General features: G+C 75.3%; 14 protein-coding genes. 9 read left to right on the forward strand and 5 right to left on the reverse strand.

Annotation, left to right across the window (positions count from 1 at the left end; genetic code table 11):
- Window positions 1-26 precede the first annotated feature (26 nt).
- Complete coding sequence (locus ACRAKJ_RS36985) at window positions 27-665, reverse strand: FAD-dependent oxidoreductase (protein WP_438922957.1); 639 nt, start codon at window positions 663-665, stop codon at window positions 27-29.
- On the reverse strand, window positions 662-1324 hold the full coding sequence (locus tag ACRAKJ_RS36990) for a TetR family transcriptional regulator (protein WP_438922958.1): 663 nt from the start codon (window positions 1322-1324) through the stop codon (window positions 662-664). The genes ACRAKJ_RS36985 and ACRAKJ_RS36990 overlap by 4 nt, the downstream gene beginning before the upstream one ends.
- 72 nt (window positions 1325-1396) lie before the next feature.
- Between ACRAKJ_RS36990 and ACRAKJ_RS36995 the strand changes: the two genes are divergently transcribed.
- From ACRAKJ_RS36995 to ACRAKJ_RS37020, 6 genes are all read left to right on the forward strand, one after another.
- Window positions 1397-2104, forward strand: coding sequence for an MSMEG_6728 family protein (locus ACRAKJ_RS36995; protein ID WP_438922959.1), 708 nt, complete (start codon window positions 1397-1399; stop codon window positions 2102-2104).
- Window positions 2105-2179: 75 nt separating this feature from the next.
- A complete protein-coding gene (locus tag ACRAKJ_RS37000; RefSeq protein ID WP_438922960.1) occupies window positions 2180-2614 on the forward strand; it encodes a DoxX family membrane protein in 435 nt (144 codons plus the stop codon).
- 104 nt (window positions 2615-2718) lie between these two features.
- The gene (locus ACRAKJ_RS37005) at window positions 2719-3558 is read left to right on the forward strand and encodes an SDR family oxidoreductase (protein WP_438922961.1); all 840 of its coding nucleotides are present in this window, start codon (window positions 2719-2721) and stop codon (window positions 3556-3558) included.
- A gap of 130 nt (window positions 3559-3688) precedes the next feature.
- The gene (locus ACRAKJ_RS37010; protein ID WP_438922962.1) at window positions 3689-4120 is read left to right on the forward strand and encodes a YciI family protein; all 432 of its coding nucleotides are present in this window, start codon (window positions 3689-3691) and stop codon (window positions 4118-4120) included.
- Between the two features lie 85 nt (window positions 4121-4205).
- The gene (locus ACRAKJ_RS37015; RefSeq protein ID WP_438922963.1) at window positions 4206-5447 is read left to right on the forward strand and encodes a sigma-70 family RNA polymerase sigma factor; all 1242 of its coding nucleotides are present in this window, start codon (window positions 4206-4208) and stop codon (window positions 5445-5447) included.
- Between the two features lie 150 nt (window positions 5448-5597).
- Window positions 5598-6032 carry a DUF6194 family protein gene (locus ACRAKJ_RS37020; RefSeq protein ID WP_438922964.1) on the forward strand — a complete coding sequence of 145 codons (435 nt, stop codon included), beginning with the start codon at window positions 5598-5600 and terminating at the stop codon, window positions 6030-6032.
- A gap of 99 nt (window positions 6033-6131) precedes the next feature.
- Here ACRAKJ_RS37020 and ACRAKJ_RS37025 read toward each other — a convergent pair whose 3' ends face one another.
- On the reverse strand, window positions 6132-6704 hold the full coding sequence (locus tag ACRAKJ_RS37025) for a DinB family protein (RefSeq protein ID WP_438922965.1): 573 nt from the start codon (window positions 6702-6704) through the stop codon (window positions 6132-6134).
- A gap of 65 nt (window positions 6705-6769) precedes the next feature.
- On the opposite strand from ACRAKJ_RS37025, the gene ACRAKJ_RS37030 reads away from it, so the two are divergent.
- Window positions 6770-7873, forward strand: coding sequence for an MFS transporter (locus ACRAKJ_RS37030; RefSeq protein WP_438922966.1), 1104 nt, complete (start codon window positions 6770-6772; stop codon window positions 7871-7873).
- A 108-nt stretch (window positions 7874-7981) separates the two neighbouring features.
- On the opposite strand, the gene ACRAKJ_RS37035 is transcribed toward ACRAKJ_RS37030, so the two are convergent.
- A complete protein-coding gene (locus tag ACRAKJ_RS37035) occupies window positions 7982-10660 on the reverse strand; it encodes an AAA family ATPase (protein ID WP_438922967.1) in 2679 nt (892 codons plus the stop codon).
- A gap of 407 nt (window positions 10661-11067) precedes the next feature.
- On the opposite strand from ACRAKJ_RS37035, the gene ACRAKJ_RS37040 reads away from it, so the two are divergent.
- Both ACRAKJ_RS37040 and ACRAKJ_RS37045 read left to right on the forward strand, forming a co-directional pair.
- On the forward strand, window positions 11068-11589 hold the full coding sequence (locus ACRAKJ_RS37040; protein WP_438922968.1) for a hypothetical protein: 522 nt from the start codon (window positions 11068-11070) through the stop codon (window positions 11587-11589).
- 73 nt (window positions 11590-11662) lie between these two features.
- The gene (locus ACRAKJ_RS37045; RefSeq protein WP_438922969.1) at window positions 11663-12949 is read left to right on the forward strand and encodes a PepSY domain-containing protein; all 1287 of its coding nucleotides are present in this window, start codon (window positions 11663-11665) and stop codon (window positions 12947-12949) included.
- Window positions 12950-13022: 73 nt separating this feature from the next.
- Here the strand turns inward: ACRAKJ_RS37045 and ACRAKJ_RS37050 are convergent, their stop codons facing one another.
- Window positions 13023-13232 (reverse strand): DUF397 domain-containing protein, encoded by a 210-nt coding sequence (locus ACRAKJ_RS37050; protein WP_438922970.1) that lies wholly within the window; start codon window positions 13230-13232, stop codon window positions 13023-13025.
- Window positions 13233-13378: the final 146 nt, after the last annotated feature.

Raw genomic sequence — 13378 nt, forward strand, 5'->3', positions numbered from 1 at the left:
GCGGACCGTGCCGGTCGAGCAGGAAATCACCCGAACCGGTCGGGGTCCACCACCGGTCCGCCGCCGTGCAGGCCGACCTTCACGCCCTCGCCGGGCGTGGCGAGCCCGTGGACGGCCTCGGGCCCGTGGTGGATGAACGGCGGCCACTCGTGCCCGGCCGGCGGCGCGAAGTGCGCGGGCTGCTCCTGCGTCACGGTCAGCGGCGGCAGCGGCACCAGCCCGTCGAGCAGCGCGCGCGTCCACGCGCCCGCGGCCACCACCGCGCGGCGGGCGCGCAGCACCCCGTTCCCGGTGACGACGTCCACGCCGCCGTCGCGGGGGCGCAGCGCGACGACGGGCGCCTCGTGCCGCACCTCGGCGCCGTGGTGCGCGGCGGCGGCCCGGAGCGCCGCGACGGCGCGGTCGGCGTGCACGCGGCCGGAGCGGGGGTGGGAGAAGACGGGGCCGGTGAAGCGGAAACCGGGCCACCGCCCGGTCGCCTCGGCCGCGGTGAGGACGCGGCCGGGCGACCCGGCCGCCGCCGGCACCCACGCGCCGTGCGACGCGCCGAACGCGTGCCCCGGCGCGAAGCGCTCCAGCAGCACGACCTCGGCCCCGCGCGAGGCGAGCTGCCACGCGGCGGCCGACCCCATGGCCCCACCGCCGACCACGACGACGTCGATCACGTGCCCGCCCCCGCGTCCCCCGCGCGGGCCACCAGGCCGACGAGCTGGTTGACCAGCCCCTCGCGCAGGCCGTCGGCGAACAGCTCGGCGGCCGGCGGCGACCCCATCTCGCGCAGGACGGCGGCGACCGCCTCGGTGGGGTTCGCGTACGGCCACAGCCCGGCCGTCATGACCAGCACCGCGCCCGCGAAGTGGCGCGCGGCGGCGTCGTCCAGGACCGGCACGCGGGTCCGCACGAGGTCGGCCAGCCGGGCCGTGCGCGCGTGCGCGCGGAGCTTGAACGCCCGCGCGGAGTCGTGGGACACGTTGCGCTCCAGCACGCCGCCCAGGCCGCTGACCAGCTCGCACAGCAGGTCCCGGCCGACCAGCGACGACGCGAGGGCGGTGGCGACCGCGACCGGTCCGCCGGTCTCGGGCAGGCGGCGCTCGACCTCGTCCAGCCAGGCGCCCCACTCCTCGTCGAGGACCTCCAGGAAGATCGCCTCGCGGCTGTCGAAGTACCGCAGCACGTTCGACTTGGCCAGGCCCACCCGGTCGCTCAGCTCGCGCAGGCTGATGTCCGCGACCCGGCGTTCCCGCAGCATCGCGCAGGCGGTCTCCAGGATCGTGCGGCGGCGCTGGGCCACCTGCTCGGGCCTGCGCGCGCGCTGGAACTCCACCCGATCAGGGTAACAGCCCGGCGGTCTCTTGGAATCGCGCGTGCCGGCCGCCGGCCGGGGTAACCGGGGCGGGTGCAGACGTTCCTGCCGTACCCGACGTTCGGCCGCAGCGCCGCCGCGCTCGACACCCGGCGCCTGGGCAAGCAGCGCGTGGAGACGTTGCAGGTCCTGCGGGCCCTGGTGTGGCCCGAGTACGGCTGGAAGCGGCACCCGGCGGTGCAGATGTGGCGCGGCTTCACGCCCGCGCTCGTCGCCTACGGCGTGGCGGTGTGCGACGAGTGGCGGCGGCGCGGCCACCGGGACGGCGTGCGCGCCGTGCTCCTCGACTACCACGGCGGCCGGGAGCCCACCTGGTCGTGGTGCCTGGCCGAGGGCCTGCTGCCGCCGTGGCTGGGCGACGAGGCCCTGCACCTCAGCCACCGCTCGTCGCTGCTGCGCAAGGACCCCGAGCACTACCGCCCGCTGTTCCCCGGCGTGCCGGACGACCTCGACTACGCGTGGCCCGGCGAGGTGTGCCCGCCCGACCTCCCGGACACCCCCGGCCTGGTCGCCTGCCGGGTCGACGCGCCACCGCTGCCCGACGAGCACCTGCCGCCCGCGCCGCCGCTCGACCACCGGCCCGGACCGTCCGTCGCCCGCGTCCCCACCGAGGCCGACCTGGAGGCCATGCGCGCCGAGGCCGAGGACCCGCGGCGGGTCCGCTTCTTCCGCCGGGGCCAACCGCTACCCCCTCCGACCAGCAGGTTCACCCTCCAGGTCGACCTGCCGAAAAAATCCTGAGGAAAACCCGGCCGCCGTGTCGATCCGGTGGGGTCCCCGTTCGTCGCCCTGGCAGACGACCGAGGAGGGACCGAAATGACCACCACCGAGACCCACACCGCCACCACCGACACCGCCGCCCGCACCGCCAAGCGCAACGACCTCGCGCTCGGCGCGTTCCGGCTGGTCGTGTCGTTCCTGTTCGGCTTCCACGGCCTGATGGGCCTGGGCTTCTTCGGCGGTGTCGACGGCCAGGGCACCGCGGTCCCGTTCGGCTCCTGGCCGGGCTGGTACGGCAGCGTCATCGAGCTGGTCGGCGCGGTGCTCGTGCTGGTCGGCCTGTGGGCGCGGCCCGCCGCGTTCGTGCTGTCCGGCGTGATGGCCTTCGCCTACTTCACCGTGCACCAGCCGGTGGCGCTGCTGCCGATCCACAACACCGGCGAGCTGGCCGCCGTGTACTGCTGGTCGTTCCTGCTGATCTCCGTCCTCGGGCCGGGCGCGTTCACCCTCCGGCGGGCGCTGCGCAAGTAGCCCCGACGACGGGTCCGCCGGCGCACCTCCCCGGGTCGGGGGGTGCGCCGGCGGCGTTGGTCCGCGGCGTGTTCAAGGACCGCTCCGCTGGGCACCCCACAGCCATGGCGGAGACCAAGATCGAACACCCGGGCCTGACCGACCAGGTGGACCCCACCCCCGACCACGGCGAGGCGAGCTACCGGGGCACCGGCCGGCTCACCGGCAAGCGGGCCGTGATCACCGGCGGCGACTCCGGCATCGGCCGGGCCGTCGCGCTGGCGTTCGCCCGCGAGGGCGCGGACGTGCTGCTGTCCTACCTGCCCGAGGAGGAGGAGGACGCCCGCGCGACGGCGCGCCTCGTGGAGGACGCCGGGCGCAAGGCGGTGACCGTCCCGGGCGACCTGACCGACGAGGCGCGGTGCGCGGACGTCGTGGCCCGCGCGGTGGACGCCTTCGGCGGCATCGACGTGCTGGTCAGCAACGCCGCGTACCAGATGTCGCAGGAGAACGGGCTGCTCGACATCACCGCGGAGCAGTTCGACCGGGTGCTCAAGACGAACGTGTACGCGATGTTCTGGCTGTGCAAGGCGGCCGTGCCGCACATGCCGGAGGGGTCGTCGATCATCACCACGTCGTCGATCCAGGCGTTCCAGCCGTCCTACCAGCTGCTCGACTACGCCACCTCCAAGGCGGCGATCGTGAACTTCACCAAGGGCCTCGCGCAGAACCTGGCCGACCGGAAGATCCGGGTGAACTCGGTCGCGCCCGGTCCGGTGTGGACGCCGCTCATCCCGGCCACCATGCCGCCCGACGCGGTCGAGGGCTTCGGCGAGCAGACGCCGCTGGGCCGGGCCGCGCAGCCCGCCGAGCTGGCCCCGCTGTACGTGTTCCTGGCGTCGGCCGAGTCGAGCTACATCACCGGCGAGGTCGTCGGCGTGACCGGCGGCAACCCGATCACCTGACGAGCGCGGGCGGGTCCCCGGAAAATCCGTCGAAAAAATCCGGGGACCGTGTCGATCCACCGTTCGGCCCGTTCGTCGCACCAGTAGCGGCCAGGATGGACCGGGCTGGTGAACCGAACGGGAGAAGTCGATGCGTTTCATGGTGATCGTGAAGGCGACCGAGGAGACCGAGGCCGGCGCCGAGGCGACCGAGCAGGACCTGCTGGCGATGGGCGCCTTCAACGAGGAGCTGGTGAAGGCCGGCGTGCTGCTGGCCGGCGAGGGCCTGCACCCCAGCGCCAAGGGCGCGCGGGTGTTCTTCGACGGCGACCGGCGCACCGTGGTGGACGGTCCGTTCACCGAGACCAAGGAGCTGATCGCGGGGTTCTGGCTGCTGGAGGTGAAGTCGCTGGAGGAGTGCGTCGAGTGGGTCAAGCGGGTGCCGAACCCGACCGGCGCGCAGTCCCAGATCGAGATCCGCCAGGTCTTCGAGTCCGAGGAGTTCGCGAACGCGCCGCAGGAGCTGGTCGACCGCGAGAACGAGCTGCGCGCGGAGCAGGGCTACGGCGTCAAGCAGGGCTGAGGCCCCCGCGCGCCCCGCGCCGCGGCTCGCGTCGTGCGACCGCCTTGCCGACGCGCGTCGGTAGCTGGTCTGATCCTGGACCGTGATGGCTACCGACGCGCGCCGCGCGGTCGAGGCGGTGTGGCGGATCGAGTCCGCGCGGGTGATCGCGGGCCTGGCGCGGATGGTGCGCGACGTGGGCCTGGCCGAGGAACTGGCGCAGGACGCGCTCGTCAGCGCCCTGGAGCAGTGGCCGGAGACCGGCATCCCGCGCAACCCCGGCGCGTGGCTGATGACCGCCGCGAAGAACCGCGCCGTCGACCAGATCCGGCGCAGGCAGAACTACCAGCGCAAGCTGGAGCAGATCGGCCGGGACACCGAGCAGGACCACGCGCCGGACGCGAGCACCGGCGTGGGGGACATCGACGACGACCTGCTGCGCCTGGTGTTCACCGCCTGCCACCCGGTGCTGTCGACCGAGGCGCAGGTCGCGCTGACCCTGCGCCTGCTGGGCGGCCTGACCACCGAGGAGATCGCCCGCGCCTTCCTGGTACCCGAGGCGACGGTCGCGCAGCGGATCGTGCGGGCGAAGAAGGCGCTGGCCAAGGCGGGCGTCCCGTTCGAGGTTCCGGCGGAGGACGAGCGCGACGCGCGGCTGGCGTCCGTGCTCGGCGTGATCTACCTGATCTTCAACGAGGGCTACTCGGCCACCGCCGGCGACGACTGGATGCGCCCGGCGCTGTGCGAGGACGCGCTGCGGCTGGCCCGCGTGCTGGCGGGCCTCGCCCCGCGCGAGCCCGAGGTGCACGGACTGGTGGCGCTGCTGGAGATCCAGGCGTCCCGGGCCAGGGCGCGGGTCGGCCCGAACGGCGACCCCGTGCTGCTGCTGGAGCAGAACAGGGCGCGCTGGGACCAGCTGCTCATCCGGCGCGGGCTGGCCGCGCTGGAGCGGGCCGAGGCGCTGCGCGGGATGGCCGGGCCGTACGCGCTCCAGGCGGCCATCGCGGCGTGCCACGCGCGGGCGCGCACCCCGGAGGAGACCGACTGGACCCGGATCGCGGGCCTGTACGAGGCGCTGTCGCTGGTCGCGCCCTCCCCGATCGTGGAGCTGAACCACGCGGTCGCGTGCGGGATGGCCTTCGGCCCCGCCATCGGCCTGGAGCTGGTGGACGAACTGGTCGACGAGCCGGCCCTGAAGGGCTACCACCTGCTGCCGAGCGTCCGCGGCGACCTGCTGGTGAAGCTGGGCAGGCGCGCCGAGGCGCGGGCGGAGTTCGAGAGGGCCGCCGACATGACCCGCAACAGCCGGGAACGCGCCCTGCTGCTGGCCCGCGCCGACGCCTGCTGACCGGGGCCGGTGGCCGGGGCCGGCGGGCGGCGGGCGGCGGGCGGCGGGCCGTGACCGAGCGGTTCAGGTGCGGTTTGAGGGTTTCCGGGGCGCTTCCTGGCGGTAGTGCTTCGGAAGTCCCAAGAAGCAGTTCAATGAAATGCTTCAAGCATGGATGCTGAGCAGGTGGCGCGGTACGTCAACGAGACCTTCGACGGGGTGCGGGCACCCGTCGCGGGCGGCGACACGTTCTTCCTCTACGACCCGGACGGCGACCTCCCGCCGGAGCGGCAGGTGCCGTTCGCCACGATCGTGACGAACGACGCCCACGACGACAGCTCCGCGCTCGACGGCACGGACGACTACCGGCTCAACATCGGCCTGACCCGGGCGGGCTTCGCGGCGGTGGTCGGCTCGCTGCCGGACGAGGTCGACCACACCGCGCGGGACGTGCTGATGCCGCACCCGGTCTACGGCGGGCAGCACTGGGTGTGCGTCGTCTCCCCGGGCGACGCCACGTTCGAGGCGGTGCGGCCGCTGCTGGCCGAGGCGCACGCCTTCGCCGCCCGCAAGCACGCCAACCACGCGCGCCGCTCCCGGAGCTGACGGTCGGGCGCGACGGACACGGCCAGCGCGGCCGGGGCGATCAGGGCGGCCGGGGCGATCAGCGCGGCCGGGGCAGCGGGTTCCGGGCCCGCACCCCGGTCACCCCCCGTCCCGACCCGCCGCCCCGGCCGCCCGCTCGACCTCCGCGCGCCGGGCCGCCCAGAAGGCCGCGTCCCGACCCTGCCGGGCCACGTCCGCCCCGTCGAGCTGCTCGCGCAGGATGTCGGCGTGGCCGGCGTGCCTGCTGGTCTCGGTCAGCACGTGCACCAGGACGGTGAACAGCACCACGTCGGGCCGCGGCCACCAGGGCACGTGACCGGGCGAGTCGACGGCGAGCGCGGCGATGGTCGCGTCGGAGTGCTCCCACGCACGCCGGTAGCGGCCGGTGATCTCCTCGCGCGTCTCGTGCTCGGTCGCCCACATGTCGGCACCGCGCCGGTCGAGGTCGTCCCACCGGGGGACGGGCTCGGGGAACGGCCTGCCGAACACCTCGCCGAAGTACCGCGCCTCCGACAGGGTCAGGTGCTTGACCAGCCCCAGCAGGTTGGTCCCGGTAGCGGTCAGGGGGCGGCGGACGTCGTACTCGGACACCCCGTCGAGCTTCCCGAGCAGCTCCTCGCGGACCTCCCGCAGGTCGCCGTGCAGGTGGTCCTTCGCGAAATCGTCGATCATGGGCACGAGCCTGCACCACCGCCCCGCGCCCCGGTCGGGTCCGGACCGGCCGGCAGTCTGGGGCCATGGGGAACGCGACCGCCGGCGACCTGCGCGGGAACGGCGACTACGCGCGGTTCTGGGCGGCCGACACGGTGTCGCTGGTCGGCGCGCACGTCACCGCGCTGGCGTTGAAGGTGCTGGTGATCGACGTGATGGGCGCGTCGGTCACCGCGCTGGGCGTGGTGGAGGCCGCGCGCTGGCTGCCGTACCTGCTGTTCGGGCTCGTCACGGGCGTGGTGGTGGACCGGGTCCGCCGGCTGCCGCTGCTGGTGGGCGCGGACCTGGCGCGCGCGGTCGTGCTCGGCCTGGTCCCGCTGCTGTTCGCGCTCGACCTGCTCGCCCTGCCGGTGCCGGCGGTGCTGATGGCGGTGTTCGGCGCGCTGGTGAAGGCCCTCGGCGCGCCGCTCGGGTTCCTGCTGGACGCGGTGTCGTACCTGGTGTCGGGGGTGCTGCTGCTGTCCCTGCGCGGCGAGGAGCAGCCGGTCCGGGTCGAGCGGCGCGGGCCCGTCCTCCGGCGGCTCCGGGACGACCTGCGCGACGGCGTGCGGTGGGTCTACCGGCACCCCGTCCTCTCCCCGCTCGCCCTCACCTCGCACGTGTGGTTCCTCTTCACCGCCGCCGCGGGTGTCGCCTCGACCGCGCTGGTCCTCGACGAGCTGGGGTTCGACGCGTTCGCGTTCGGCGTCACGTTCGCCGTCGGCGGGCTCGGCGGCGTGCTGGGTGCGTCGCTCTCCACCCGCGCCGGCGAGCGGTTCGGGGTCGGGGTGGTCCTGGTGGTCGGGCGGTGGGTGACGCCGGCCGGCTGCGCGCTGTTCCCGCTCGCCGGCACCGGCGCGCCGGGGCTCGTGGTGCTGTGCGCGGCGCAGTTCCTGTTCTTCCTCGCCATCGGCCTGGACGGCCCGGTGGAGATGGGCTACCGCCAGACGATCACGCCGGACCGCCTCCGCGGTCGGATGAACGCCACCATGCGGTCGGTCAACCGGGGCGCGGTCGTGCTCGGCGCGCCCCTGGGCGGGCTGCTCGTGGACTCGCTGGGCCCGCGCCCGGTGCTGTGGACCGCGGTGGCGGGCCTGGTGGGCCAGGCGGTGTGGATCACCGCGTCGAAGGTCCGCACCGCCCGCCTCTGACCGCGCCCGCCCGTCGCCGGCAGTGCGTGGCCGCCGTGCTGGGCCGCCGTGCTGGGCCGCCGTGCTGGGCCGCCCGCCCCGCTCGTACGCGGAGTGGGCGCGGGACCGCTACCCGCGGCCCTGACGGCGGTGGCCCGCGGCCTCGCGGGCGATGTCGGTGCGGGAGCGGACGCCGAGCTTCGCGAGCACGTGCGAGACGTGCGTGGCGACCGTGCGGCCGGACAGGAACAGGCGCTCGCCGATCTGCCGGTTCGACAGGCCCGCCACGACGAGGTCGGTGACCTTCAGCTCCATCGGCGTGAGGCTGTCCCAGCCGTGCGTGGCCCGGCGGTGCTTGGCGTGCGCGCCGCGCCGCACGCCGTGCTCGCGCAGCCGGGCCAGCAGGCGGGTGGTGTCCCACTCCGCGCCCAGCTCCTCGTGCACCTCCACGGCCAGGCCCATGGCGGAGCGCGCGGACGACCGGTCGCCCGCGGCGGCGAACAGCACGGCGGCGGCGGCCAGCGCCTTGGCCCGGAACAGCGGGCGGCCCGCCACCCGGTACTCCTCGGCGGCGCGCAGCAGCCCGTCCGGGTCGCCGTCGACCAGGGCGCGGCAGAAGAGGGCGGAGGCGCGGCGGTGCGGCACGGCGGGGCCGACCGCCAGCGCCTCGGCCCGCGCGACGACGGCGGACGCGTCCTCGCCCAGCTCCACGGCCAGCCGCGCGGCGTCGGGCAGCAGGTCCTCGACCGACTCCCAGCCCGCGTCGAGCACGGCCAGCGCCTCGCACACCTTCCCGGCCTGCTCCAGCTCCAGGCTCACGGCCAGCGCCAGCGGGCCGACCACGTGGCCCTCCAGCCCGGCGCCCACCGAGTCGAGGTGGCGGCGGGCGCCCGCCGAGTCGCCGCGGTGCAGGTGGATGAGCGCGGCGACGCCGTGGTCGCAGCGCGACGCCAGGGGGTGCTTGAGGTCGTCGGCGAGCAGGTCGACGTCGACCAGCGCCTCGTCCCACCGCCCGGCGTCGAGCAGGAGCTGGCCGAGCGCGCTCTGCGCCTGGGCGAGCCGGACGAGGTTGCCGACCTGGTCGGCGGCGTGCCGGACGACCTGCGCCGAGGCGATGGCCTCCGGGCCGCGGTCCAGCTCGCCGAGCGTCACGGCCTGGTTGACCTGGAGCAGCAGCCGCAGGTCGGAGGTCGCGGGCTCGCCCATCGCGACCGCGAGGGCGCGGTCGAACAGCGGCAGCGCCTCGACCATCCGACCCCGGACCATGGCCACGATCGTGCGCACGTGCAGGGCCCAGCTGGTGGCCCAGCGGTCGCCGTCGCCGTCGGCCAGGGCCGCCGCGGCGAGGCGCTCGGCGTCGTCGAGCTGCCCCATGTCCCAGTGGGCGCGGGCGGCGAGCACGAGCAGCCGGGCGCGGTCCGACGGGGTCAGGGACGGCAGCGCCAGCGCGCGGTCCACCTCGGTCAGCGTCTCGGCGGAGCGGCCGGTCATGCTGCGGCACTGGGCGAGCGTCCAGTGCAGGTCGACGAGCACGCCGTGCTCCAGGCCGGCCAGCGCGACCGACTCGGCGCCGTGGTGGTCGCCGCAGCGGAACCGCGCCTCGGCCAGGTGGGCGAGCAGCACGACGCGCCGCCCGCCCGCGCTCGGCGAGGTCACCACCCGGCCGAACAGGTCGACGGCGGCCTCGGGGGCGTGCGCGACGAGCGTGGAACCGTGCGCGACGAGCCAGTCGGCCACCCAGTCGGGGACGCGGTCGTCGGCGGCGAGGAGCTGGCGGGTCACCCGGTCCACGCCCGCGCCGGTGTCGGCCAGCGCGCGGGCCGCCTCGACGTGCCACGCGCCGCGCGCCGCCTCGGGCACCTCGTCGTACAGGGCGGTGCGCACCAGCGGGTGCCGGAACGACAGGCCGGCCGTGCCGTCGACCAGCACGCCCGCCACGGTCGCCTCCTGGAGCGCGGGCAGCAGCTCGACCACGCGGCGGCCGAGGACGGCGGCCAGGTCGGCGACCGGGAAGTCCACGCCGAGCAGGGCGGCGGCGACGAGGACGCGCCGCACGTCCTCGCCGAGGAACCCGATGCGGTCGGCGATGGCGGCCGACAGCGACGGCGGCACGCCCAGCTCGACGAGCCGCGCGACGCCCGTGGCGTCCACCTCGACGACGCCGCCGCGCAGCAGCGCCTCGACCAGTTCGACCAGGTAGAGGGGGTTGCCGCCGGCGTCCTCGGCGAGCCGCGCCAGCGCCTCGTCGGGCGCGCCGCCGGCGAGCGCGCCGACCAGCTCGACCACGGCGGCCGGGTCGAGCCGCGGCAGCGGGAGGCGTTCCACGCCCTTGCGCAGGGCGGCCACGTCGTCGCGGCGCGGCAGGGGCCGCAGCACGCCGACGAGCAGCAGCGGGAGCTGGTGGACGAGTTCGGCGAGCCACCGCCACACGGCCACGCTCGCCTTGTCCGCCCACTGGAGGTCGTCGAGCACCAGCACGACGGGGCCGATGGCGCACAGGTCGTCCACCCGGGCGAGCAGGCGTTCGGCGGTGACGGCGGAGCTCTCCGCGCGGCCGGCGGCCAGCGCGTCGAGCAGCGGCAGCAGCGGCAGGGGGCGGCCCAGCTCGTCGCCCGCGCCCCGGCAGACCCGGAAGCCCTTGGCCGCGGCGACCTCGCAGGCCGCCTTGACCAGCGCGGTCTTGCCGATCCCGGCCTCGCCCTCGACGAGCAGCGCGGCGCCCCGCCCCTGGGACAGGTCGTCCACCAGCGCCAGGAGGCGGCCCAGTTCCCGCTCGCGCCCGGCGAGGCGGAGTGTGACGGCGCGCACACCGCGAGAATACGACGCTAAGCCGGCGTTAACAAGGTGTTACTTTATTTCGAATTAACTTGAATGCCCCCGTGGCCCGCCGTTTGTTCACGTCGATTACCCTCCACCCCTCGACGAGTGCTGCGAGGGTAATCGTCGAATTCCCCGTCCCCAGTAGACCGGAGAACGCATGCGAATCGGACGAGTGCTCATGGCCGTCCTGCTGGTCACCACCTTCACCACGGCCGCGGCGATGGCCACCGCCCCGTTCGGCGGATTGCCCTACAACTGAGGGCGCGGTATTCCACGCGAATAGGCGTGACGAGCGGTGAATGGGGGTCGCCCGGACAACGTGGTCCGGCGGGCCCTGCCGCGATCCTCCCCTCGGGCCTTCTTCCGCACCCGTCCGGCCGCTACGCTGCGGAATCGTGGCACCGGCCCCCACCCGAGGAGCCGCGCGCGTGGTGCGCTGCGGCGCGGTCGGTGTGTCCGCGGGCCTGCTCGCCGTCCTGGCGCACGCGTCCGGCGGCGGCCACCTGCCGTCCCTGCCCCACGTGCTGGTCTTCGCGCTGGCCATCGGCTGGACGTGCGTGCCGCTGACCGACCGCAGGCTCGGCGTCGGCGAACTGCTCTGCCTGGTCGGCGTCGTCCAGGTGGCGGCGCACGTGTTCCTCGCCGTGCTGTCCGGGCACGAGCGGGAGATCGCGCCCGCGCCGTCGATGCTGCTGACCCACGCGGTCGCCACCGCGGTCGTCGTCTCCGCCCTCGCGGGTTTCGAGGGCGCCGTGTTCCGGCTGGCCGCCGCCCTGGCGGCCGTGCTGCCCCGCCGCCTCGCCCCGGCGCCCGCCGCGGCGCCGCTGCGCATCCCCATCGCCGCGCACCCCGACCACCCGCTGTCGGACGTCCTGCGCCGCCGGGCGGTCCCCCGCCGCGGCCCGCCCCGCCCCTAGGTACGCGTCCCTCCCCCGCGCCACTGCCCCGAACCGGGACCGGTGGCGACTCCCCGTACCCAGGAGCCTCCCCATGTCCGAGTCCTGGCGCGGCCTCGTGCTGCGCTTCCACTTCTACGCCGGCGTGCTCGTCGGCCCGTTCGTGCTGGTCGCCGCCCTCACCGGCGTGCTGTACGCGGCCACGCCGCAACTGGAGTCGGTGCTGTACGCCGACCACCTGCGGGTGCCCGAGTCGTCCCGGTCCGTTCCCCTGTCCCAGCAGGTGAAGGCCGCCGTGGACGCCCGGCAGGGCGACGTGCCGGTGGCCGTGCGGCCCGCGCCCGAACCCGGCGCCACGACCCGCGTGCTGTTCGCGGGCGACGGCGACGCCCGGCCCACCGTGTTCGTCGACCCGGCGGACGCGCGGGTCGTCGGCACGCTCGACACCTACGGCACCAGCGGCGTGCTGCCGCTGCGCACCACGATCGACGCCGTCCACCGCAACCTGATGCTCGGCGAACCCGGCAGGCTCTACAGCGAGCTGGCCGCGTCCTGGCTGTGGGCGGTCGCGCTGGGCGGCGTGTTCCTGTGGTTCAGCCGCCGCCGCGCGCAGCGCGTCAAGACCACCACCAGGCGGCACGCCACGCTCGGCCTGTGGGTGCTCGTCGGCGCGCTGTTCCTGTCCGCCACCGGCCTGACCTGGTCGACCTACGCCGGCGAGAACGTCTCCGCGCTGCGCGCCGCGCTGAACTGGAGCACCCCGTCCCTCGGCGCGGGCGACCACGCGGGCCACGACATGACCAACCCCATCCCGCCCGCCACCGGTGAGATCGACTCGGTCGTGGCCGCCGCGCGGGGCGTCGGGGGCATCGACGCGGGCCTGGTCGAGGTCACCCCGCCGCCGATGGCCGGGATGCCGTGGCACGTCACCGAGATCGACCGCGGCTGGCCCACGCAGGTGGACGCGGTGGCCGTCACCGGCGGCGCGGTCGTGGACGAGGTGCGGTTCAGCGACTACCCGCTGATGGCGAAGCTGGCCCGGTGGGGCATCGACGCGCACATGGGCAGCCTGTTCGGCTGGCCCAACCAGGTCCTGCTGCTCCTGCTGGGCCTCGGCCTGGTGACGCTGGTCGTGCTCGGCTACCGGGTCTGGTGGCTGCGCCGGCCGACCCGCGGCTTCGGCCGGCCCGTGCCGCGCGGCCAGTGGCGCAAGGTGCCGCGCGCGCAACTGGTCGCGGTCCTGGTCGTGGCGGCGCTGGTGGGCTGGTTCGTACCGCTGCTCGGCCTGTCGCTGCTGGCGTTCCTGCTGGTGGACGCGGCCGTCGGGGCGCGCCGCAAGAAGGTCGCGGCGACGCCGGAGCCGCAGTCGGAGACGGTGTAGGGAGCGGGACGGGCAGGTCGGCGGCCCCGCCGGGTCGCCGACCGCGCCACCGCCCACCGCGCGAGGCGGCGGGTCAGCGGCGGACGTCGCCGAGGAATGCGCGCCACGCGTGCGCGGGGAAGCGCAGCGGGCCGCCCGCAGGATTGCGGGAATCACGCACGAGGGCGCGGTCGGGGGAGAACGACACCTCGACGCAACTGCCGTCCTTCGACGCGGAACTCTTGCGCCACTCGGTCCGCTCCGGAACACCCCGGACGAGCCGACCGGATTCTCCCGAAGTCACCAGGTGTCCCCCTGCCCGCAATGCCCCGACGTGGACGCGGTCCATTCGAGCGTATCCACGCGGGCAAGAGGGCAACTACCGCCGAGAGAGGGAGCGGGCTTGCTCCCGGCACGGGGAGCAAGCCCGTCGCCGTGGAATGACCTGGG

This window comes from Saccharothrix sp. DSM 118769 (assembly GCF_052936295.1).

Excerpts from the sequence above, each read along its gene's own strand:
- ACRAKJ_RS37000 (WP_438922960.1), top strand. The coding sequence starts at position 2,180 with ATGACCACCACCGAGACCCACACCGCCACCACCGACACCGCCGCCCGC.
- ACRAKJ_RS37005 (WP_438922961.1), top strand. The coding sequence starts at position 2,719 with ATGGCGGAGACCAAGATCGAACACCCGGGCCTGACCGACCAGGTGGAC.
- ACRAKJ_RS37010 (WP_438922962.1), top strand. The coding sequence starts at position 3,689 with ATGCGTTTCATGGTGATCGTGAAGGCGACCGAGGAGACCGAGGCCGGC.
- ACRAKJ_RS37015 (WP_438922963.1), top strand. The coding sequence starts at position 4,206 with ATGGCTACCGACGCGCGCCGCGCGGTCGAGGCGGTGTGGCGGATCGAG.
- ACRAKJ_RS37020 (WP_438922964.1), top strand. The coding sequence starts at position 5,598 with ATGGATGCTGAGCAGGTGGCGCGGTACGTCAACGAGACCTTCGACGGG.
- ACRAKJ_RS37025 (WP_438922965.1), bottom strand. The coding sequence starts at position 6,704 with ATGATCGACGATTTCGCGAAGGACCACCTGCACGGCGACCTGCGGGAG.
- ACRAKJ_RS37030 (WP_438922966.1), top strand. The coding sequence starts at position 6,770 with ATGGGGAACGCGACCGCCGGCGACCTGCGCGGGAACGGCGACTACGCG.
- ACRAKJ_RS37045 (WP_438922969.1), top strand. The coding sequence starts at position 11,663 with ATGTCCGAGTCCTGGCGCGGCCTCGTGCTGCGCTTCCACTTCTACGCC.